This is a genomic window from Novosphingobium sp. B1 (assembly GCF_900176395.1).
Taxonomy (GTDB): Bacteria; Pseudomonadota; Alphaproteobacteria; order Sphingomonadales; family Sphingomonadaceae; genus Novosphingobium.
In genome coordinates, this window is the sequence record NZ_FWXL01000003.1 from 83506 (window position 1) to 105720 (window position 22215).

The window sequence follows — 22215 nt, forward strand, 5'->3', positions numbered from 1 at the left end:
GAAGCTGCCATCAATGCGCGCCCTCGGCAAGGGGTCTTGTGAAAAGGGTGGCGGAGGCCTGCAACAGCCTCCGCCCTCGCTCTTACCACCCGCAGGATTGGCCCTTCGTCTGGCTCGCCAACCACTTCGTCAGCGGCGCGAAATAGCGGATCATGGCCTTGCCGCTGATCTCGCGGGTGCCGGTGAAGGCCTGCAGCGCGTCCGGCCAAGGCTTCGATGCGCCCATTTCCAGCATCGCATTCAGCTTGGCGCCGACTTGCTTGTTCCCGTAGAAGCTGCAGCGGTGCAGCGGGCCCTTCCAGCCGGCCTGCTTGCACGCCGCTTCGAAGAACTGGAACTGAAGCACCCGTGCAAGGAAATACCGCGTGTAGGGCACGTTGGCCGGCACATGGTACTTCGCACCGGGGTCGAAGGCATCGGCAGGTCGCTCGGCAGGCGGCACGATGCCCTGATACTTCAGGCGCATGGCATCCCAGCCCTTCTGATAGTCGGCAGGAGCGATCTTCCCGCTGAACACATCCCAGCGCCAACGGTCGATCAGCAGCCCGAACGGCAGGAAGGCGATCTTGTCCATCGCTTGGCGCAGCAACAAGCCCGTGTCCTTCGCCGCTGGCGGAACCTTGCTGCGATCAAGCAGGCCAATCTGGACCAGATACTCCGGCGTGATCGAAAGGGCCACGAAATCGCCAATGGCTTCGTGGAAGCCATCGTTGGCACCATTCAGGTAGAGCGGATCCTGCTTGTTGTAGGCGCGCTGATAATAATTGTGACCGAGCTCGTGGTGGATCGTGACGAAATCATCGCCATTCACCTTGATGCACATCTTGATGCGCAGATCGTCCTTCTGGTCGATATCCCAGGCGGAGGCATGGCATACAACATCGCGGTCACGCGGCTTGGTGAACTGCGATCGCTGCCAGAACGTCTGCGGCAGCGGCGAGAGGCCGAGCGAGGAATAGAAGCCCTCGCCCGCCTTGACCATCTTGACCGCGTCATAGCCCTTGGCGTTGAGCAGGTCGCCAACGTCATAGCCGATATCGCCTGCTCCCTCGGGCGCGACGAGCGGGTAGATGTTCCCCCACTCCTGGGCCCACATGTTACCCAGCAGGTCGGCGCGGATCGGGCCGCTCCTGGGCTGAACCGCATCGCCATACTTGGAGTTGAGCTTCATCCGCGTGTAACAGTGAAGCTGGTTGTAGAGTGGCTTCACCTCGTTCCAGACTTTCTCGGTCAATGCTGCAAAGTCATCTGGCGACATGTCGTAATTCGACCGCCAGAGGGCACCCATGTCGGCAAAGCCCAGCTCCTGCGCGCCCGCGTTGCCGATGCCGATCATCCTGGCGTAGTCGGCCTTCATCGGCTTGCCGACATTGTCGTGCCAGCTCAGCCACATTTCCTTCAGCTCATCGGGATTGCGATTGGTGCCCATCGCTTCCTCGATGTCGCTGCCGTTGATCGGCTGCCCCTTCAACCGGCCTTCGCCCTTGCCGTACATGCCCTGGATGCGCGCCTGGATCGTCGCGAATTCCTGTGCAGCACCGGGCGTGCTCGGTGCGGGGCCGGTGATGGATGTGCGGAACATGACAAGCTTGCGTGCGATGTCAGGGGAAAGACCGGACACCTTGGCGTATTCTGCCGCCTGCTTGGCTTGCGCCACCTGCAGTTCCGAGAACCCCGCGTTCGTCTCTGCTGTCAGCGACGCCGTGTCGTCGGTGATGTTGGTTTCGTAGATCCAGCCGTCACGCGAAGCCTTGATCGTCGCGGCGTAGAGTTCGGCCTCAGCCTTCTTGACCCAATCGTTGACGCCATCCGGGCTGAGAGGTGCAGCGGACTGCGCGTAAACCTGGGTGCCGGACATGGCAGTGACAATGGCGATTACCGAAACGAGCGATTTCATGAACCTGGGCTCTCCCTGAGGGCACACGGTGAAACCGCACAGACGGCCACCGCATCTTCCTTCTGGTTACCCTTGAAACCGTTCCGGTCAACCCTGCGCGGTCAGGAACTCCGCAAGGCGCTCGCCCATCTCTGGGCGCGTGACGCAGCTCATATGCGTGCCGGGAATGAAAGTCAGCGTTGCGTCGGGCAGGACATCTGCCAGCCGCTCGGCCGATCCGTTGTCATTGTCCTGATCGCCGCAAAGGACCTGGCAGTGCATGGTGATGGCTGAAAGCTCCGCCGGGTCAGTGTCGGCCATCGTGCCAAGCAGCATCCGGGCCGCCAGACGATCGACGCCCATGGTCTTGAGAAACTGCTGGGAGAAATAGGCGGGATCATCGCGCTTGATCGTGCCGAAGCGGTCGATCACGTCGAGGAAGAAGTCCTGCCGCCGCGCCCAGCCGGCAAGGCCTTCAAGACCCATGCCGGAGAGCACCAGCCTTCGCGGTTTCATCCCGGCAATCACCGCGCGGGCAGCCGTGCGCGATCCCAGCGAGAACCCGACCAGATCGAAATCCGTCAGGCCGAGATAGGCGACAAGCGCCTCCAGATCACGGACCAGCACGTCCTGCGGATAGGCGGCCGGATCGTGCGGCGCTGAACTTCGTCCATGCACGCGCAAGTCCGGCATCAGGCATTCGAAGCCAGCCTCGGCAAGTTTCGCTGCCGTCCCGAACTTGATCCAGTTGACCTCCGCCGAGGAAAACAGGCCATGCAGAAGCACCACCGGCCTCCCCTGCCCCAAGCGGTGCAGCGCCAGTTGCGCTCCGCCGAAGCCGGGGAAGAACGCGGTGGTTGCTTCCGTCATCGGATGATCAGCCTTTCTTGAGGTGGCGACGGCCGAGAAGCTCTGCGATCTGCACCGCGTTCAGCGCCGCACCCTTGCGCAGGTTGTCCGAGACGCACCAGATGTTCAGGCCGTTGTCGATGGTCGAGTCCTCGCGAACCCGCGAAACAAAGGTCGCGAAATCGCCGACGCATTCGACCGGCGTCACGTATCCGCCGTTCTCGCGCTTGTCGATCAGCATCACGCCCGGCGCCTCGCGCAGGATGGCCTGCGCTTCCTCTGCCGAAATCTCGTTCTCGAACTCGATGTTGAGCGATTCGGAATGGCCGATGAACACCGGCACGCGCACGCAGGTGGCAGTGACCTTGACCTTGGGATCGAGGATCTTCTTGGTCTCGGCGACCATCTTCCACTCTTCCTTGGTCGAACCATCGTCGAGAAAGACGTCGATATGCGGGATCACGTTGAAGGCGATCTGCTTGGTGAACTTCTTGGGCTCGACCGGATCGCCGACGAAGATCGCGCGGCTCTGCTCGAACAGTTCGTCCATGCCTTCCTTGCCTGCGCCCGACACCGACTGGTAGGTCGAGACGACAACGCGCTTGATCCTGGCGGCATCGTGAAGCGGCTTCAGCGCAACGACCATCTGCGCTGTCGAGCAGTTCGGATTGGCGATGATGTTCTTCGCGGTGTAGCCGTCGATGGCGTCCGGGTTTACCTCGGGCACGATCAGCGGCACGTCCGGGTCCATGCGGTAGAGCGACGAGTTGTCGATCACGACGCAGCCCGCAGCCGCAGCGCGGGGCGCATGGACCTGGGTCGGGCCCGAGCCCGCTGCGAACAGGGCAATGTCCCAACCGGTGAAGTCGAAGTTGTCGACGTTCTGGACTTTCAGCATCTTGCCGGTCTCGCCGAACTCGATCTCGGTGCCCTGCGAGCGCGACGATGCCAGTGCCGCGATCTCGTCGCAGGGAAACTCGCGCTCTGCCAGAATGTTGAGCATCTCGCGGCCCACATTCCCCGTCGCACCGACCACTACAACCCGGTAACCCATTTCCATTCCCTTCCTGCGGCCCGCCCTGAGGCGGCGGACGGGCCGTTTCCTAGCGGCTGGTTCCGACCAGCCAAGTGTTTTGGGCTTTAGGCCCGTGAAGCGAGGCTACTTGCCACTTCCTGCGCCATTGCGATCAAGGAAGCGGAAAATCGTCTCGTACAAGTGCTGGCTCACCTTCGGTCCGCTGATGCGGTGGGTGTAGCCGGGATAGAGCATCATCTCGAACGGCACCGCTTCGGCCTGCATCTTGGCGATGATCGCGCTGGCGTTCTCGAACACCACGTTGTCATCGGCCATGCCGTGGATGATCAGCAACGGGTCTCTGATCTTGCCTGTGTCGGCCAGCGCGTTCGACTTCTCATAGACCTGCGGCAGCTTGTTCGGATCGCCCAGATAGCGCTCGGTATACGTCGTATCGTACATCTGCCACTTGGTCACCGGTGCCACAGCGATGCCCGCGGCATATGCGCCCGGATCAGCTTCAAGCATCTTGATCGACATGTAGCCGCCATAGGACCAGCCGAACGTGCTGATCTTGTCGGCAGCAACAAAGCTCTGCTTCTTGAGCCAGTTGGCACCGGCAAGCTGATCCTCGACCTCGACCGAGCCCATCGCGTGATGAAGCGCCGAGGCGAACTTCACGCCCCGATTCTCCGACCCGCGATTGTCGATCGCGAAGTAGATATAACCCTTGTCGACAATCGCCTGCGCCAGTGCGCCCTGGAAGCCCTTGCTCACCACCTGCGCCGTCGGGCCGCCATAATGGTAGGTGAACACGGGGTACTTCTTGCCCGGCTCCAGCGGCGGCGTAATCATCATGTAGTGCAGCGGCGTGCCGTCCGCCGCCGGGATCGTGCCAAACTGCGCCGGGCGGTGGCTGGCAAGATAGGGCGCATAAGGGTGCGCGCCCGCGACCTTGTTCTCTTCGATCCACGCCAGCCGCTTGCCTGCGGTGTCGGCAATGTAGGACTGCGCCGGCTGCGCATCGGACGAACGCGTGATCATCAGCGTCTGGCCGCTCTTGTCCATGCCCGCGCCGTTGACCCAGCCCAGCTCGGTCAGTCGCGTCAGCTTGCCCGGCGCCTTGAGGTCCATGGCATAGACCTGCTGCGCCAGTACGTCGTCCTTGGTGCCGGTGAGGTAGAGCTTGCCGCCCTTCTCGTCGACGCCGACCAGACCGGTGACGACCCAATCGCCCTTGGTCAACTGGCTCCACTTGCCCTTGTTGAAGCGATAGAGATGCCCGAACCCGTCACGCTGCGACCACCAGACCAGACTGCCGTCCGACAGGAAGCGATAGCTGTCCGACAGGTCGATCCAGTGACGGTTCGCCGCCTTCTCGCTGAACAGCACACTGGACTTGCCGGTTGCGGGATCGACCTTGAGCATATCGAGCAAGGTCTGCTCGCGGTTCATGCGCTGGACGTAGAGCGTCTTGCCGTCGGGCGCCCAATCGACGCGCGCGAGGTAGATGTCCTTGTTCTGCCCGAGATCAACCTGCACGCGGTCAGAACCGTCTGGCCTCATCACGTAGAGCGAGACTTCCGCATTGGGTGTGCCTGCCGCCGGATAGCGCTGGTCGAAGGTCTTGGTGCCGTCCGCGCCAATCGCCGCGCGTGTGACCACGCCCACCATGCTCTCGTCAAAGCGCTCGACCGCAATCCGGCTTTCATCCGGTGACCACCAGAAGCCGTTGAACCGGTTCATTTCCTCCTGGGCGACGAATTCGGCTTCACCCCAGTGAACGTCCGCATTCTCCTCTTCCGGTGTGATTGCCTTCGCCGCAGCGCCGCTCACCGGTCCCGCCCACAGGCGACGATCCCGCACGAAAGCGATATGCTCGCCCTTCGGCCCCAGCTTCGGCGTCAGCTCGCCGCCCTTGGTCCCCTCGACCTTGCGCACCGATCCATCAAGACCGGCCAGCAGCAGGTCGCCGTCCACCGGCACCAGCACCGACTTGCTGTCCGCGCTCCATTCGTAGGAAACGATGCCCTTCAGATCGCCGATGCGCTGGCGTTCGCGCTGCATCTTCTCGGCCTCGCTGAGCTGGCGGCCGGACGAAAGCTTGAGCGAATCCACCAGCATCTTCCACTCGCCGGTCTGGCGGTCGAAGCCCCACAGGTCATAGCGCTCGCGATCATCGGCGCGGTTGCGCAGCAGCGTCAGGTAGCGACCGTCGGGCGATAGCTTCACCGCGCGCGGCGCCGGGCCATTGAGGCTCGGGCTGGCGAAAACACGCTCGAACGTAAGATCCTTTGCTTCGGCAGGCGCGGCAGTGGTCATCGATATTCCCTGTTGGGCAAGCGCAGGCGCGGCGACGAGAGAGACAAGCGCGCAGGCGGCGAGCAGACGGAAATGACGCATGGGTTTTCGGTATCCTCTGGCCCGGCTTGCCGCCGGGGCATGTTTGCGATGCGCCTAGGTGGCCCGAAATGGTTGCGCTTGAAAGCAGAAAAGGCGCCCTGGCTCTGAGCCAGGACGCCTTTCTCAACACATCAGCCGTGTCGCGGCAGTCGGGCCCAGTGGGCTCAGGCCTTGTTGACCTTACGCTCAGCAATACGCGCCGATTTGCCGGTGCGGCCACGAAGATAGTAGAGCTTCGCACGACGCACGACACCACGGCGCACCACGGTAATCGAATCGATGTTGGGCGAGTAGAGCGGGAACACGCGCTCCACGCCTTCGCCGAACGAAATCTTGCGAACGGTGAAGTTCGAGCCGAGGCCACGGTTCGAGCGTGCAATGCACACGCCTTCGTAGGCCTGGACGCGGGTACGCTCGCCTTCGACGACGCGCACGCCGACGCGGACAGTGTCGCCAGCGCGGAAGTCCGGAATTTCCTTCTTCGCCTTGAATTCGGCGATGGCTTCAGCTTCAAGCTGCTGAATCAGGTTCATTTTCAATCGTCCTGCACTTCATGCTGCGCGCCAGAGGCAGACTGGACCCGAACGCCGATGTGGCGCTCCCAAAGGTCCGGCCTGCGTAACCGTGTATCGATCTCGGACTTTGACTTGCGCCAAGCCGCGATCTTCGCATGATCCCCCGATCGCAGCACTTCAGGGATCGTGCGCCCTTCCCACTCAGCAGGTCGGGTATAGTGCGGGTATTCAAGGAGGCCGTTCTCGAACGACTCCTCATGCCCGCTAGAAGCCGCGCCCATTACGCCGGGAAGCAGCCGAATGCAAGCGTCCAGCAGCATCAGCGCGGCACATTCGCCACCCGACAAAACGATGTCGCCGACCGAGACTTCCTCGACCTCGCGCCCTTCAAAAATCCGCTCGTCAAAACCTTCGAACCGGCCGCACAGCACGATCACGCCCGGCCCCTCGGCAAGCTCGCGCACCCGCTCCTGCGTCAGCGGTTTGCCGCGCGGCGTCATGGCGATGACCGGGCACCCCGGATGGCCTTCGCGCGCAAAATCAATGGCCTTCGCCAGCACATCCACTCGCAACACCATCCCCGCCCCGCCACCTGCCGGCGTGTCGTCCACGGTCTTGTGCTTGTCGATCGCGAAGTCCCGGATCTGCACCGCATCCATCGCCCAAGTGCCCTCGCGCAATGCACGCCCGGCCAGGCTGACGCCCAGAGGCCCTGGAAACATCTCGGGGTAAAGCGTGAGGACTATGGTGGCGAAGGTCATGGCGCAAGCCAATGGCCTGCTTCGCCTGCTTCCGCAATGTCGGAACGGCGCCCCGCCATGCAAATCCGCTCAGCCAAAGCGAACCGTCGGCCCCAGCACCAGCGCGAACGCTGCACTGGCGATCAGGCCAAGGGCAAAGATCAGCCAGCTGCGGTCCACCTCGAAGGACTGCGGCTCACCCTGGACACGGGTGGCATATCCGATCGAGATCAAGCCGGCTTTCCCTCCGAAGCTCGCGGCGGTGGCTGATGCCAGGGTCACGAACAGCCCCACCGGGTTGGGCAGGCTTGCCGCCACGGCTGCGACACAGAGCACGGCGTAGAAACCGTGAGCAATCGTCCTGCGCGCCTGCTTTGTCTGCAGGCCCTGGCCGATCATGCCATTGAGCGTTCTGATGCCCGACTTGACCAGGAAGACATAGGCCGCCACGCCGAATGCCGTAAAAGCTGCACGCCACGCCAGCGGATACGCAAGCGGACCGATCCCGCCGTTGGCGTCCGGGCCAAGGTCTCCGATCCCCGACACACCTGAAAAGAGGAAATAGCCCGCGGCACTGAAGCACAGCGAAAGCCAGACATACCAGCCGATCAGCCGCGGCAGGTCACGCTGCAGAAAGGTGCGCCACACGATGAAGGCCACGCCGCCGAGCAGCGCATCAATGGCCACGCCCGATAGGGCGACCAGACGCCGGGCAACAACCCCGTCGCTGTCGCAGTTGATATAGAAAGCACCGAGGTCGACGAGCTGTCCGCCGGTGGCGAGACAAGTCATCGCGTGACCGCCGATTTCATGAACCATGGTCAGTGTCGGCATCAACAGTAATGCGATACCTGCGACCGTCACCCGGTCAACCGAAAGTTTACCCAGCATACGTCCCCCTCACCGCCTGCGCGCGAGCATGGGACGTCGTTGGAAATCTTGCAATCAGTCCTGGGCCCAGACGGCCTCGATCACGATCCGCTCGTCGTTCCATTCCGGAACGGCTTCGGCCTTCATCGGCACCATGAACTTCTTGCCGTCGGGCTTGCGCACTTCGATCACGTCGCCCGCGCCGAAGTTGTCCACCGCCACGCATTCGCCCAGCACCTCGCCTTCGGTCGAGACCGCGGGCAAGCCAATCAGGTCGGCGTGGTAATACTCGCCGTCGGGCAGAGCGGGCATTTCCGAGCGCCGCACGGTCAGTGCCGTGCCGCGCAACTTCTCCGCCGCCGTGCGATCAGGCACTTCGGCAAAGCGGGCAATCGCCCCGCCCTTGCCGTCGTCCTTGATCTTCACCACGGTAAGCGCAGAATCGTTGAAGGCGCGGTAGCGCTTTAACGCCACCACGCCTTCACCGAACAGCTTCAAGCGGACCTCGCCCGCCACTCCATGCGCGCCGGTGATGGCGGCGAGCGTGACAGGCTGGTCGCGCAAGATCAGGCTTCCGTCTGCTCTTCAGCAGCAGCTTCGGCAGCCGGAGCTTCCTCGGCCGGAGCAGCCGATGCAGCGGCAGCGGCTTCAGCAGCTTCACGAGCCTTCTCGGCCTTTTCCTCGGCGCGTTCCTTGGCCTTCTTGCCAGGCTCGCCACGCTGCGGGTTGTTGGTGGCAGCGCGTTCCTTGATACCGGCCTTGTCGAGCATGCGGGCTACGCGGTCGGTCGGCTGGGCGCCAACGCCGATCCAGTAACGCACGCGGTCTTCGACCAGACGCACGCGGTTCTCATCGTCCTTGGCGAGCAGCGGGTTGTAGGTGCCGACCTGCTCGAGGTACTTGCCGTCACGCGGGGCGCGGCTGTTGGAAACGACGATCTTGTAATACGGGCGCTTCTTCGAACCACCGCGCGAAAGACGCATAGAAACGGACATTTTAACTACCTTTCAATCAAACTGTGTGAACCGCGAAACTCGAAAATCACTTCTTCTTGAGCAGGTCGCCGAGGTTGCCTGGCAAGCCACCTGAACCCAGGCCGGGCAAGCCGCCGCCCATGCCGCCGAGACCACCCAGACCACCCGGACCCATCTGCTGGTCCAGCCCCGGCATCGCAGCGCCAAGACCGCCCTTGCCGAACAGCGCGCCCAGGCCCTTGAGGCCGCCCATCTTCTTGATCTGCTTCATGGCCTTGGCCATTTCCTGATGCATTTTCAGAAGCTTGTTGACGTCCTGCACCTGTGTGCCGGAACCCTTGGCAACGCGGATCTTGCGCTTGGCGTTGAGCAGTTCGGGGCGCTCGCGCTCCTTAGGCGTCATCGAACCGATGATCGCGTCCATGTGCAGCAGCACCTTGTCGTCCATGCCGGACTGCGCCATCGCTGCCTTGGCCTTCTTCATGCCGGGCATCATGCCTGCCAGCGCACCGAGGCCGCCCATGCTCTGCATCTGGCGCAACTGTGTGCGCAGGTCGTTCATGTCGAACTGGCCCTTGGCCATGCGCTGGGCAAGCTTCTCGGCGTCCTCCGCCTGGATCGTGGCCGCCGCCTTCTCGACGATGGAGACGATGTCTCCCATGCCGAGAATGCGTCCTGCCACGCGCTCAGGATGGAACGGCTCGATCGCATCGAGTTTTTCGCCAGTCGCGGCAAACTTGATCGGCTTGCCGGTAACCGCGCGCATCGAAAGCGCCGCACCACCGCGCGCATCGCCGTCCATGCGGGTAAGGATCACGCCGGTAAGATCGACCTCGCCCGAGAACGACTGCGCGACGTTGACCGCGTCCTGACCCGTCAGTGAGTCGACGACGAGGAGCGTTTCCTTCGGGACCGAGACGGCGGCGACCGCCTTCATCTCGTCCATCAGCGCCTGATCGACGTGGAGACGGCCTGCCGTATCGAGCAGCAGCACGTCCACGGCTTGCAGCTTGGCTGCATTCACCGCGCGCGTGGCGATATCGACCGGCTGCTGGCCGGTGATGATCGGCAGCGTGGCAACGCCCGCCTGCTCACCCAGAACGCGAAGCTGCTCCTGCGCTGCCGGACGGTTGACGTCCAGCGAGGCCATCAGGACCTTCTTGCCCTGCTTTTCCTTCAGCAACTTGCCAATCTTGGCAGTGCTGGTGGTCTTGCCCGAACCCTGCAGGCCGACCATCATGATCACGACCGGCGGGGCGGCATTGAGATCGAGTTCTGCGGTGCCACCGCCGAGCATCTCGACCAGCGCATCGTTGACGATCTTCACGACCTGCTGGCCCGGCGTGACCGACTTCAGGACCGACTGGCCGACGGCCTGTTCCGAAACCTGATCGATGAAGCGGCGGACAACTGGAAGCGCAACGTCAGCCTCGAGCAGCGCGATGCGCACTTCGCGCATGGCGGCAAGGACGTCTTCCTCACGCAGCGCGCCGCGGCCGCGCAGGCGATCGAATACGCCTCCAAGCCGGTCTGAAAGACTGTCGAACACGCGCAATTCCCATCATCATGCCCTTGATCTGGAGCCATTTCCGCGTAACGCGAAAAACGCCGGTGGGCGAAACCTCGCCGACCAGCGTGTGGCATCCTGAACAGGGGCCGTTGTCGAATCCGCAACTGCATTGCTGCCATTGCTGGCCGCCCGTTACCCCGTAAGCCTCGCGAAAGCAAGCGCTGCCAGCTTGGGGTCACGGGAAGCACGCTTTTCGCGGCGTTTGCAAAGCCATCTTAACCAAAACTTCAGGACGATCCCTTACTGCCCGTTATCAACGGGGCAAGCGCGCGCCGAAATCGGGTCAGTGCGTTCGCGGGAATGAGGCAGGGGTATGGCAACAGCGCCTTTTGAAAAGATGCCAGAAGACCGGGCGCCTGCCCGATCAGACGAGCAGGGGGCAACGCACGACATCGTAGGACTGGGCATTGTCGTCGCCGCAGTCCTGCTTTTCGTTGCCAACGGCTCAGCTGTCCTGGCCGACTTCCTGGGCACGCTCCTGCACGGGATGCCTCCTCACGAACCGATGCTGGGCACTGCGCTGGTGCTGAACATCGCACTCTTGCTTTTTGGCTGGCGGCGTTATGTCGATCTGACACGGGAAGTCGGCCAGCGTCGCGAAGCCGAACAGACCGCACATCGCCTTGCCCAGACCGATCCCCTTACGAACTGCCTGAACCGCCGCTCGGTCGGCCCTGCTCTGGAGCAGATGATCCGTACCGCCCGCACATCCGGCCACGAAGTGGTCGCGATGATGATGGATGTCGACAACTTCAAGCGGTCGAACGATGCACATGGCCACCAGGCCGGTGATGCCATTCTGGTCCAGACCGCCTCGCGCATTGCGGAACTCCTGCCCGAAGGGTCCATCATTGCACGCTTGGGCGGCGATGAATTTGCCTTCGCCGCGATTTTCGACCCCGATCACGCCGAGGCGATCGATCGTCTGATGGTGCGCCTCAACGAATCGATCGCGAGACCAGTGCATTTCGAAGGCCTTTCGCTCGAGGTCACGGCCTCGATCGGGCTTGCTACTTCCTGCCAGGCCGACGCAGGCGATCCGGGCACGATGGCCGAGATGATCCTGCACCACGCCGACCTTGCCATGTATCAAGCCAAGAAGGCGGGCCGGAACCGCTTCTGCTGGTTCGAGCAGAGCATGGAGCATGAGCTTCGTTTCCGCAGCGAACTGGAACGCGGCATCCGCGAAGGCATACCCGCCGGCGAATTCGTGCCGTTCTACGAGAAGCAGGTCGATCTCGATACCGGCGAACTGCGCGGATTTGAAATGCTCGCGCGGTGGTGCAGTCCGCGCCATGGCCTTGTCTCGCCCGAGATCTTCATTCCCATTGCCGAGGAAATCGGCCTGATCTCCGACCTGTCGGAAAACCTGATCCGCCAGGCCCTGCGCGATGCCCGTGAATGGGACCCGAGCCTGACCTTGTCAGTCAACATATCGCCGCTTCAGTTGCGGGATCCGTGGTTCGCCCAGAAGCTGCTCAAGTTGCTGGTCGAGGCAAACTTCCCGCCTCATCGCCTCGATATCGAGATCACCGAGACCTGCCTGCACGAGAACATCGGCGTGGTGCGCACGCTGATCACCAGTCTCAAGAACCAGGGCATTCGCATCAGCCTCGATGATTTCGGCACCGGCTATTCATCACTGGCGCAGTTGCGCACCTTGCCTTTCGATCAGATCAAGATCGACCGGTTCTTCGTCTCGACGCTCGGAAAGAACAAGGACAGCGGCACGATCATCGAGGCGATCTCCTCGCTCGGCAAGGGCATGGACCTGCCGATCACGGCGGAAGGCATCGAAAGCCCCGAAGTGCTAGAGGAATTGCGCAAGTATGGCTCGTTCAAGGGCCAGGGCTTCCTTTATGGCCAGCCGATCAACGCCACTGCCGTGCGCGCGCTGCTGACCGAGAAGAAGCTCCTGAAAACGCATCAACCCGATGCGCTCCACTGCGCCCCGGAAACCCTGCCCCGCGCCGCGACCGCCTGAAACGCCAAACCTGCGCATTGCCATGACGCGCGGCAATCCCTAAGTCGCGCGCCATGCGTATTCCCTTCCGCAAGATGCATGGGCTCGGCAACGACTTCGTGGTGATCGACGCCCGCGAAGCGCCGGTCGCGATGACCGCGCGCCGCGCCGCTGCCTTGGCCGATCGCCGCACCGGCATAGGGTGCGATCAGCTCATCGTGCTCGAACCGGCGACAGCAGCCGATGTCAGGATGCGCATCTTCAATCCCGATGGCGGCGAAGTGGAGGCTTGCGGTAATGCCAGCCGTGCTGTCGGACTGCTGCTGGGCGGCACGCAGACGATCGAGACGCTGGGTGGCCTGATCCGGTCCGAGGCTGGCGCGAATGGCGTAGCGGTGGACATGGGAAAGCCTCGCTTCGACTGGCAGGACCTCCCCCTCGCTTATGCCATGGATACCCTGGACATGCCCGTTGGCTGGGAAGACCTGCAGGGTCCTGTCGGCGTCAATGTCGGCAACCCCCACGCAGTATTCTTCGTGGACGATGCCGACGCGGTCGACCTTGTGCGGTTGGGGCCTCTGATCGAGAACGACCCGCTTTTTCCCGAGCGCGTCAATGTCAACGTCGCCAGCGTGGCTGGCCCCGATCACCTGAAGCTTAGGGTGTGGGAACGTGGCGCCGGCCTTACCCGCGCTTGCGGAACGGGCGCCTGTGCAACCGCTGTCGCAGCGATGCGCCGCAAGCTTACCGGGCGCAAGGTCCGCGTCGATCTGCCCGGCGGCCCGCTCGTCATCGCCTGGCCCGAAGGTGGTTCGATCGAGATGACCGGCCCAGCCGCATTCAGCTTCGAAGGATCGTTCGAGGACGCCGACTTCCCTGCATGAGCGGACGCATCGTCTCCCTCGGCTGTCGCCTCAACAGTGCGGAAAGCGAGGCCATCAGCGCAATGCTGGCCGATGCACCGCCGACGGTCGTCGTCAATTCCTGCGCAGTGACGGCCGAAGCGGTTCGCCAATCGCGCCGTGCAGTGCGCAGGTTGCGGCGCGAAAATCCCGATGCAAGACTAGTCGTGACCGGCTGTGCGGCGACGATAGAACAGGCCGCGTTTGCCGCGATGCCCGAAGTCGATGCGGTAATACCCAATGCACAAAAGCTTGAAGCGCAAGCATGGACGAGCCGCCCCGCAGCTTTGGCACCTTTGTCGAGAAGTGCCCACACCCGCGCCTTCGTGCCTGTTCAGAACGGCTGCGATCATGCCTGCACCTTCTGCATCATTCCGCAAGGCCGGGGCGCAAGCGTCTCGCTTGCAACGGCGAGCGTGCTCGAAACGATCGCACGCCATGAAGGCGTCAACGAAGTGGTACTCACCGGCGTCGACGTGACCTCCTGGGGCGCGGATCTGCCCGGCACACCTCAGCTCGGCAATCTTGTTGCAGCGATCCTTGACGCCTTCCCTGCGCTGCCGCGCCTGCGGCTCTCGTCACTCGACGGGATTGAGATCGACCCGCTGCTATTCGAACTGATCACCGCCGAGCCGCGCGTCATGCCCCATGTCCACCTGTCGCTGCAGTCGGGCAACGACATGGTGCTCAAGCGCATGAAGCGGCGGCATTCTCGCAAGGATGCCATCGAACTGGTGCAACGGATGAAGGCCGCGCGACCGGAGATCACTATTGGCGCCGACCTGATCGCCGGCTTTCCGACCGAAACTGCCCAGATGCATGCCGATAACGTTTCGATCGTGCGCGAATGCGCGGTCGTTCATGGCCACGTGTTCCCCTACTCCCCGCGACCGGGCACCCCGGCCGCGCGCATGCCGCAGGTCGACCCGGTGCTGGTGCGCGAACGGGCAGCAGCCGTGCGCGCGCAAGTCAGCGCGCAACGCGGCCAGTGGCTGCAGGCTCTTGTCGGCAGACCTGCGCAAATCCTTGCCGAGCGCGACGGAACCGGCCATGCGGGACACTTTGCGACCTACCGCGTTCCGCAATGCACTCCCGTCGGGAGCCTCGTAACGGTAACGCCGACCAAGATTGTTGAAGGAATACTGGAATGAGTGGCGAAAGCTGGTCCGACCGCATTCTCGGCGGATTTCGCAAGACGTCGGAACGGCTTGCCGAGAATCTCGGCGGGATCGTCGGCAGCAGCCGCCTGAGCGAGGCGCAGCTTGACGATATCGAGGACGCGCTGATCCTCTCCGACCTCGGTCCGCGCGCCGCAGCACGCATCCGCGAACGGCTGAAAGGCGCGCGTTTCGAAAATGGCGTCGACGAACAGGGCCTGAAGGAAGCAGTGGCCGAGGAGATTGCGGCAATTCTGCGTCCCGTCGCCAAGCCACTCGAAATCGTCGCCTTTCCGCGCCCGCAGGTCATTCTGGTGATTGGGGTCAACGGATCGGGCAAGACGACGACCATCGCCAAGCTTGCGCACCTGTTCCAGGAGCAGGACTACGGCGTGATGCTTGCAGCCGGCGATACGTTCCGCGCTGCGGCCATCGGCCAGCTTAAGGTATGGGCCGACCGGCTTGGCGTGCCCATCGTCACCGGTCCCGAAGGCGGGGATCCGGCCTCGATCGTGTTCGACGCGGTCAAGGCGGCGACCGACACCGGCATCGATACGCTGATCGTCGACACCGCCGGGCGCCTGCAAAACAAGCGCGAGCTGATGGACGAGCTGGCCAAGATCCGTCGCGTTCTCGGGCGGCTCAACCCCGAAGCGCCGCATGACGTGGTGCTGGTGCTCGACGCCACCAACGGGCAGAATGCGCTGCAGCAGATCGAGATCTTCAAGGAAGTGGCAGGGGTGAGCGGCCTGATCATGACCAAGCTTGATGGCACCGCGCGCGGTGGCGTGCTGGTGGCCGCCGCCGAACAGTACGGCCTGCCGATCCATGCCATCGGTGTGGGCGAGAAGATCGACGACTTGCGCCCCTTCGATCCCGACCTCGTCGCCAAGGTCATTGCAGGAGTGTTCCGGTGAGCGAGACGCCAAACAGCACCAAGGCGAAACCCAAATCGTCCTGGGTCAACCTGTTGGTCGACTATGGCCCGCTGCTGGTGTTCTTTCTTGCCTATCGGCACTTCAAGCGTGATGGCGGCGATGCAGGTCTGGCCGAAGTCGTGGCGGTCACAAAAGGCACGGCCGCATTCATGGTGGCCACGGTCATTGCCCTCGTGATCTCGAAACTGCGCCTCGGCAAGATTTCGCCGATGCTGTGGCTTTCGACCGTCCTGATCCTCGGCTTTGGTACGTTGACCGTACTGCTTGGCGATCCCTTCTGGATCCAGGTCAAGCCGACGGCAATCTATCTTTTGTTCGCTGCGGTGCTCTTCGCTGGCCTCGCCAAGGGCAAGGCCATGCTGCGCTATCTGCTCGAGGCCGCATTCGATGGGTTGAACGAGGAAGGGTGGCGCAAGCTTTCGCGCAACTGGGCGTTCTTCTTCCTGTTCCTGGCGGGCCTGAACGAAGTCCTGCGCCACTTCTTCAACACCGCCAATGGCAATTTCGAGATCTGGTTGCAGGCCAAGCTGTGGGGCGTCACCACGCTTTCCTTCCTTTTCACCTTTGCCCAGATCCCGATGCTGATGAAGCACGGCCTGGCGGTGGAAGACCAGACCGAGGTCGAGAAGAACCCGCCGCACGATTGAGCGCTGCCCGATTGACCAGATCGAGATGGCCCGATTTTCGTGTGACATTTGCGACACGCTGCCTAATATGCGCGACGACCGGTGGGGGTATGGTCGTGCCCCCGCGCAAGCATAACGGTTGCAAATAGGGGGAAATCTCATGGCCAAGTTCTTTGGCAATCTTCATCTCGTGCTCGTCGTGGGCCTTGTTGCCGCCATTGCCGTGATGATCGGCTACGGCGCATCTGCTCCAGTCGATGCAAACTCGATCTTCCGCTGGCTCCATGCCTTCTTCGGCATCCTGTGGATCGGCCTGCTCTATTATCTGAACTTCGTGCAGGTACCGACCATGCCCAAGATCCCGGCTGAGCAGAAGGGTGCGATCACCGGCCACATCGCGCCCAAGGTGTTCTTTTTCTTCCGCTACGCCGCGCTGCTGACCGTTGTCACCGGCCTCGTCATTGCCTTCGTCAATGGTTACGGACATCAGGCAATGACCTTCACCGGCGAAGGCAATGTCAACCTGATCGGCCTCGGCATGTGGCTCGCCCTGATCATGGCCTTCAACGTGTGGTTCATCATCTGGCCAGCCCAGAAGAAAATCCTCGGCATCGTTGAAGCGTCGGCTGAAGAAAAGGCCGCTGCTGCGCCGCGTGCCCTGGCCGCCAGCCGCACCAACCTGCTGCTGTCGTTGCCGATGCTCTATTGCATGGTCAGCGCCAACCTCGGTTAACACACATGCCAATAGAAAGGCGCGGTGTCTGGTGGCATCGCGCCTTTTTGTTTGCACGCGATCGGGATATTAAAAGCTGTTCACGCGTTGAACACGCAACCCGCATCCCGGGTGACCAATAATGGGGAGTAATTCACCACATGCGCAAGTTCACGCTTCTGGCCGCCGCTGCTGCCACCGCCCTGTCGCTTTCCGCTTGCTCGGAAAAGACCCAGGACGCTGCTGAAACCACTGCAGAATCGGCAGGCAATGACGTGGCCAATGCGGCCGACAAGGCTGCTGCCGCCACTGACGAGCTGGGCGACAAGGCTGCTGCCGCGGTGGACAACGCCGCTGCCAAGACCGACGAAATGGCCGACAAGGCTGCTGCCAAGACCAAGCAGGAAGCTGCTGAAGCTGAAGCCAGCCTGCACAACGAATCGGTCGCCGAAGCAAAGGCAGACTAATTCATTGGCCGGGGAGGATAGCTCTGCCCCGGCCTTTCACTTTTCAGCTTACGAGACCTGACAGTTTCTCGATCAGCGTGCGCGCGACATAAGGCTTGCCCAGGATCGGACGGTCGGCAAATGGGGCATCTACAGCGCCATATCCGGTAGCGATGATGAAGGGGATACCCTTTTCCGCCAGTGCATGAGCCAGAGCCTCGCCCGATTCGCCTGACAAGTTCCAGTCCAGCACCGCAGCGTCGAACGTTTCTGATGCGATGAAGGCCAAACCCTCGTCGACGCGCCCAATTGGCCCAAGTGGCACCATACCCTCGTCCTCGAGCGTGTCGCACAACATGGCAGCGACGATGAACTCGTCTTCCACCACCAGAATGCGCTTGCCCTCGGTCATCAACTCTTCCTTTCCGGCGGCACTGCAATCACGCACAGCAAGCCGCTTTTTTCAAACGCAAGATCCACCCGGCCACCAAGCTGCCGGGGCACCGCTTCGGTCAGCAGTCTGGATCCAAAGCCCCTTCGCGAGGGCTGGACAACCTCCGGCCCACCCACTTCGCGCCAGACAATCTCGACCATCCCATCCTTCAACGCCCAGTCAATGAGCAGCTTTCCGGTTAACGTGGAAAGTGCGCCATATTTTATGGCATTCGTCGCAAGTTCGTGCAGAACCATAACCAGCGACACGGTGGCGTTTGCGGGCATCACGATCGGCGGACCGGACATGTGCACCCGCATGTCGTCAGGATCGCAAATCAACAGACCCTGCCTGATGATCTCTGCAAGGTCTGCTCCGCTCCAATTGGTGCGGCTGAGCGCATCGTGCGCACCAGACAGGGCGGCCAGCCGCTGGTTGAAGGTCTCTACGGGCGAGCGCGGGATGCTGGTCCCTCTGAATGTCTGATGCGCCATCGCCTGGACCACCATGAGCGTATTCTTGACGCGGTGGTTCAGTTCGCCGACGAGCAGCTCGAGCTGGTCTTCAAGTTCCTTGCGTCCCGTGATGTCGATACCGGTCGATTGGGCCACCTGCCACTTGCCATGCTCGTCAAACGCCAGCGCATGGTTTCGCCACAAGATCCAGCGCGTGCCGCTCGCCGTTTCAAACCGGTTCTCGATAGTGAGCTCGGGTTCGTCCGCGGTCAGGCGTTGCAGCATCTCTTCTACATGCAAGCGGTCGTCTGCCGAAACGAACGTCCATAGATTTCGGCCCGCCAGATCGACCGGCTCCCTGTCCAGGGTACTGGCATAAGCGCGGTTTACGAACAGGATCGTTCCGTCGCGCTTGAACCTGCAGACCATCTCAAGCTGTGCGTCGAGAATTTCCCGCAGGAGCGCGGAATCGCCCATGACATGCGCCCCTCTGTAGACATGCTGCGAGACTACCGTTTTTCGCCGTCAATCCAAGCACGTAGCTATTCGGATGGGCATGCGCACCGTAGTGCGGCGAAAGCCGGAGAATCAGATCTTCAACTGGCTGCCAAGTTCCACGACGCGATTGGTCGGCAAACGGAAGAACTCCATGGCGCTGGCGGCATTGCGCAGCATCCAGGCAAACAGCTTCTCGCGCCACAACGCCATGCCGGGCTTCTCCGATGCAATGAGCGTTTGCCGAGACAGGAAGAAGCTGGTCTTCATCATGTTGAACGGCTCGCCACACATGCTGACCCCCTTGAGCGCAGCAGGAACGTCGGTCTCCTCAAGGAAGCCGAAGCGCAGCGTCAGGCGATAGAACCCGTTTCCGAAATCCTTGACCGAGTAGCGTTCTTCCGGATCGACGAAGGGCACGTCTTCGATCGACACGGTAAGGATGACTACACGCTCGTGCAGCACCTTGTTGTGCTTGATGTTGTGCAGCAGCGCCGAAGGCACGCCAGCGGCGGTCGAGGCCATGAAGATCGCCGTGCCTGAAACCCGCGCAGCGCTTGAATGGGCAGACTTAGTGAAAACTTCCAGCGGAATTGTGCCCTCTGCCATGTTGGCGCGCATCAGGGCGCGCCCGCGTGACCATGTGGTGAGCAGCGTGAAGATCGCGACACCCATGACCAGAGGTACCCAACCGCCGTCGGGGATCTTGGTCAGGTTCGCGCCAAGGTAGGCGCCGTCGATCAGGAAGAACAGCGCAAGCATCGCAATCGCGGCAGGGGCTTTCCACTGCCACAGCTTGAACAGCACCACGGCGAGCAGGAAGTTGTCGATCAGCATCGCGCCGGTCACGGCAATGCCGTAGGCTGCCGTCAGGTTGGACGAACGCTGGAAGACCAGGACAAGCAGGATTACCGCGATCATCAGCGCCCAGTTGATCACCGGAATGTAGATCTGGCCCGCTGCTGTCGAAGTGTGCTTGATCGTCATGCGCGGGATGAATCCGAGCTGGATAGCTTGCTGCGTCACGGAGAATGCACCGGAGATCACAGCCTGCGACGCAATGACCGCTGCAAACGAGGCAATGATCAGCAAGGGCCACTGGAACCATTCGGGAGCCAGAAAATAGAATGGGCTCTCGAGCGCCGCTGGATTGCGGATGAGCAATGAAGCCTGTCCGAGATAGTTGAGCACCAATGCCGGCAAGACGAATGCCAGCCACGAGATGCGGATCGGGCTGCGCCCGAAGTGGCCCATGTCAGCATAGAGAGCCTCGGCGCCGGTCACGGCCAGCACGGCAGCGCCCATCGCCAGAAAGCCGCGCCATGGGTCGGCCATGAACATTGTGACGGCGTGATGGGGGCTGAGCGCGGAAATGACTTGCGGAAATTCGGCAATGCTGAGGGCGCCAAGCACTGCGATGGTCCCGAAATACAGCAGCATGATCGGACCAAAGAAGGTCGCCACTTTTTCGGTGCCGCGGCTTTGAATGAAGAACAGCCCGATCAGAATGCCTACAACCAGCGGCACGATCAGCGGGTGCATCGACGGACGATAAACCGCAACACCCTCGATCGCGCCCATGACCGAGACAGCCGGCGTGATCATTGAATCACCGTAGAACAGCGCCGTCGCGAAAACGCCGAGCAGGATAATACCCCTGCCCCAGCGCTTGCCATCCGTGTGCTGATTGATGAGTGCCAGAAGGGCCAAGCTGCCGCCCTCGCCCTTGTTGTCTGCGCGCATGATCACTGAGACATACTTGAACGTCACGATGATCATCATCGACCAGAACATCAGGCTGATGATGCCGTAGATGTGCAATAGGTCGAGCGGGAGCGGGTGGTGGCCTGCGAACGTGTCTCGAAGCGCATAGAGCGGGCTAGTCCCGATGTCGCCGAAGACGACACCGATCGCTCCGACCGCGAGCTTCATCAGGGAACCATGCGCGTGCCCGCCATGGCCGTGACCCGCAGGATGTGTCGGCACTCCGGCGGGCTCGGCATTGCTAACCGCATCACTCATCGCACCGGTGTCCCTGGCCTCATAGCCTCGATCACTGCACCCGAAGCGGGGCAGCGGCGCGGCGCTTTAGCACTGCCCCATGACCCCTGCAATGGGGTGAGACACGCGTGCATTCTCGAGCAACGCGCTATCGCAAAGCGCGTTCCGCTCGCCAGAATTTCACAACTCAATCAGCAGCTTGCGAAGCGGTGGCCACTGGCTGCGCGGAAACCTCGACAGGCGCTCCAGTAGTGGCGGCGCCGCCTTGCATGGCCAGCATCGAATCAATCCGCTGGATTCGTTCGGCAAGGTCCGCGCGATAGGGCGCATCGGCGGGCGAACGCTTCAGCAATTCAGCCCACATGGCGCGGGCATCAGCGAGGCGACCAGTCTGCGCAAGCGCAAGGCCCATGAAGAAGGGCGGACCGGGATGTGCCGGATCGATGTTCGCTGCCTTCTGGAAAGCGAACTGCGCGGCGGGCGTGATCATTCCATCGCTGTGGCCAACCAGAGCATTGCCGAGAGATACCCAGAGGTCGGCATCCTTGGGGAACTGCTGGGTACCCTTGCGCAGGACTTCTGCCGCTGCGCCATACTGGCCTTGCCGGGCAAGGCCATCGGCGAGGATCAACCAGGATTGTCCCTTGGCAAAACCGTCGCCCATCTGCTGGCGCTGCTTGATGAGCGCTTCATCAGCCGCGCGCTTGTTTTCTACCGGTGCCTTGGGCGCACCGGGCATGCCGGGCGAACCCTGCAGGGCGTAACCGGCGATTCCGACCAGCAGCGCCGCTCCAGATAGTTCCCATCCGGCACGCGGCATCTTCAGCATAAAGGCCATGAGCCCGAAGACGATCGCAGCAATGGCAAGGATCACGACCCAGGTCATTCCGAAGCCTCCGACTTGCTGCCCTTGCGGAACCGGCCGCGCAGCAGAAGCGCTGCAAGCAGCAGGATCACCAGCGGCGCGGCGAAAAGCGGCCACATGATCGGTTTGTTTTGCGGCGCATAGCTGACGTAATCGCCATAACGTTCGATCAGCCACGCGCGGATTGCCTCGGGCTGTTCGCCAGCGGCGATACGGGTGCGAACCTGATGACGCATGTCCCCAGCCATCGGCGCGTCGGAATCGGCAATCGACTGACTTTGGCACTTGAGGCAGCGGAGTGTTTCCATCAGCCCCTGCGCCTTGGCCTCAAGCGCAGGATCGTCGAGCTGCCGGTAGGCATAAGGCGCGGGCGGCAGCTGATCTTGCGCAGCCAGCGGCATGGCTGCGAA

The 22215-nt window shown here is 62.2% G+C and carries 22 protein-coding genes; 7 read left to right on the forward strand and 15 right to left on the reverse strand.

All coding sequences use genetic code 11. The annotated features are described in order from the left end of the window. Positions 1-82 precede the first annotated feature (82 nt). From B9A23_RS06190 to ffh, 10 genes are all read right to left on the reverse strand, one after another. Positions 83-1897 (reverse strand): M2 family metallopeptidase, encoded by a 1815-nt coding sequence (locus B9A23_RS06190; RefSeq protein WP_084278012.1) that lies wholly within the window; start codon positions 1895-1897, stop codon positions 83-85. A gap of 87 nt (positions 1898-1984) precedes the next feature. Beyond that, positions 1985-2746, reverse strand: a complete 762-nt coding sequence (locus B9A23_RS06195) for an alpha/beta fold hydrolase (protein WP_084278013.1) — start codon at positions 2744-2746, stop codon at positions 1985-1987. A 7-nt stretch (positions 2747-2753) separates the two neighbouring features. Beyond that, a complete protein-coding gene (locus B9A23_RS06200; RefSeq protein ID WP_084278014.1) occupies positions 2754-3779 on the reverse strand; it encodes an aspartate-semialdehyde dehydrogenase in 1026 nt (341 codons plus the stop codon). A 105-nt stretch (positions 3780-3884) separates the two neighbouring features. Further along, the gene (locus B9A23_RS06205; protein WP_084278015.1) at positions 3885-6143 is read right to left on the reverse strand and encodes a S9 family peptidase; all 2259 of its coding nucleotides are present in this window, start codon (positions 6141-6143) and stop codon (positions 3885-3887) included. Positions 6144-6307: 164 nt separating this feature from the next. Continuing rightward, entirely contained in the window at positions 6308-6676 is a 369-nt protein-coding gene (gene rplS / locus B9A23_RS06210; protein ID WP_084278016.1) for a 50S ribosomal protein L19, read from the reverse strand. Positions 6677-6678: 2 nt separating this feature from the next. Next, on the reverse strand, positions 6679-7419 hold the full coding sequence (gene trmD, locus B9A23_RS06215; protein ID WP_084278017.1) for a tRNA (guanosine(37)-N1)-methyltransferase TrmD: 741 nt from the start codon (positions 7417-7419) through the stop codon (positions 6679-6681). A gap of 69 nt (positions 7420-7488) precedes the next feature. Then, positions 7489-8232: a hypothetical protein gene (locus B9A23_RS06220; protein WP_139797358.1), complete on the reverse strand. Its 744-nt coding sequence runs from the start codon at positions 8230-8232 to the stop codon at positions 7489-7491. A 111-nt stretch (positions 8233-8343) separates the two neighbouring features. Continuing rightward, positions 8344-8832: a ribosome maturation factor RimM gene (gene rimM / locus B9A23_RS06225; RefSeq protein WP_084278019.1), complete on the reverse strand. Its 489-nt coding sequence runs from the start codon at positions 8830-8832 to the stop codon at positions 8344-8346. 2 nt (positions 8833-8834) lie between these two features. Beyond that, positions 8835-9263, reverse strand: a complete 429-nt coding sequence (rpsP, locus tag B9A23_RS06230) for a 30S ribosomal protein S16 (RefSeq protein WP_084278020.1) — start codon at positions 9261-9263, stop codon at positions 8835-8837. Between the two features lie 46 nt (positions 9264-9309). Beyond that, positions 9310-10791 carry a signal recognition particle protein gene (gene ffh / locus B9A23_RS06235; protein WP_084278021.1) on the reverse strand — a complete coding sequence of 494 codons (1482 nt, stop codon included), beginning with the start codon at positions 10789-10791 and terminating at the stop codon, positions 9310-9312. Between the two features lie 334 nt (positions 10792-11125). Here ffh and B9A23_RS06240 point away from each other — a divergent pair, with 334 nt between their 5' ends. The 7 genes from B9A23_RS06240 to B9A23_RS06270 all read left to right on the forward strand — a co-directional run bounded on the left by B9A23_RS06240 (position 11126) and on the right by B9A23_RS06270 (position 17577). Continuing rightward, entirely contained in the window at positions 11126-12796 is a 1671-nt protein-coding gene (locus tag B9A23_RS06240) for a putative bifunctional diguanylate cyclase/phosphodiesterase (RefSeq protein WP_139797360.1), read from the forward strand. Between the two features lie 53 nt (positions 12797-12849). Further along, positions 12850-13659 carry a diaminopimelate epimerase gene (gene dapF / locus B9A23_RS06245; protein WP_084278022.1) on the forward strand — a complete coding sequence of 270 codons (810 nt, stop codon included), beginning with the start codon at positions 12850-12852 and terminating at the stop codon, positions 13657-13659. Next, complete coding sequence (locus B9A23_RS06250; RefSeq protein WP_084278023.1) at positions 13656-14828, forward strand: MiaB/RimO family radical SAM methylthiotransferase; 1173 nt, start codon at positions 13656-13658, stop codon at positions 14826-14828. Before dapF ends, B9A23_RS06250 begins: the two co-directional genes overlap by 4 nt. Next, a complete protein-coding gene (gene ftsY / locus B9A23_RS06255; protein WP_084278024.1) occupies positions 14825-15751 on the forward strand; it encodes a signal recognition particle-docking protein FtsY in 927 nt (308 codons plus the stop codon). Before B9A23_RS06250 ends, ftsY begins: the two co-directional genes overlap by 4 nt. Continuing rightward, the gene (locus B9A23_RS06260) at positions 15748-16419 is read left to right on the forward strand and encodes an inner membrane-spanning protein YciB (RefSeq protein WP_084278025.1); all 672 of its coding nucleotides are present in this window, start codon (positions 15748-15750) and stop codon (positions 16417-16419) included. The genes ftsY and B9A23_RS06260 overlap by 4 nt, the downstream gene beginning before the upstream one ends. A gap of 139 nt (positions 16420-16558) precedes the next feature. Next, positions 16559-17131 (forward strand): urate hydroxylase PuuD, encoded by a 573-nt coding sequence (locus tag B9A23_RS06265; protein ID WP_084278026.1) that lies wholly within the window; start codon positions 16559-16561, stop codon positions 17129-17131. A gap of 140 nt (positions 17132-17271) precedes the next feature. Next, positions 17272-17577, forward strand: a complete 306-nt coding sequence (locus B9A23_RS06270) for a hypothetical protein (protein ID WP_084278027.1) — start codon at positions 17272-17274, stop codon at positions 17575-17577. Between the two features lie 43 nt (positions 17578-17620). Here B9A23_RS06270 and B9A23_RS06275 read toward each other — a convergent pair whose 3' ends face one another. From B9A23_RS06275 to B9A23_RS06295, 5 genes are all read right to left on the reverse strand, one after another. Then, positions 17621-17968 carry a response regulator gene (locus B9A23_RS06275; RefSeq protein WP_084278028.1) on the reverse strand — a complete coding sequence of 116 codons (348 nt, stop codon included), beginning with the start codon at positions 17966-17968 and terminating at the stop codon, positions 17621-17623. Beyond that, positions 17968-18921: a sensor histidine kinase gene (locus B9A23_RS06280; protein WP_084278029.1), complete on the reverse strand. Its 954-nt coding sequence runs from the start codon at positions 18919-18921 to the stop codon at positions 17968-17970. The genes B9A23_RS06275 and B9A23_RS06280 overlap by 1 nt, the downstream gene beginning before the upstream one ends. A 111-nt stretch (positions 18922-19032) precedes the next feature. Then, on the reverse strand, positions 19033-20961 hold the full coding sequence (locus B9A23_RS06285; protein ID WP_084278030.1) for a potassium transporter Kup: 1929 nt from the start codon (positions 20959-20961) through the stop codon (positions 19033-19035). Positions 20962-21127: 166 nt separating this feature from the next. Next, complete coding sequence (locus B9A23_RS06290) at positions 21128-21826, reverse strand: tetratricopeptide repeat protein (RefSeq protein WP_084278031.1); 699 nt, start codon at positions 21824-21826, stop codon at positions 21128-21130. Then, positions 21823-22206 carry a cytochrome c-type biogenesis protein gene (locus tag B9A23_RS06295; RefSeq protein ID WP_084278316.1) on the reverse strand — a complete coding sequence of 128 codons (384 nt, stop codon included), beginning with the start codon at positions 22204-22206 and terminating at the stop codon, positions 21823-21825. The genes B9A23_RS06290 and B9A23_RS06295 overlap by 4 nt, the downstream gene beginning before the upstream one ends. Positions 22207-22215 lie beyond the last annotated feature (9 nt).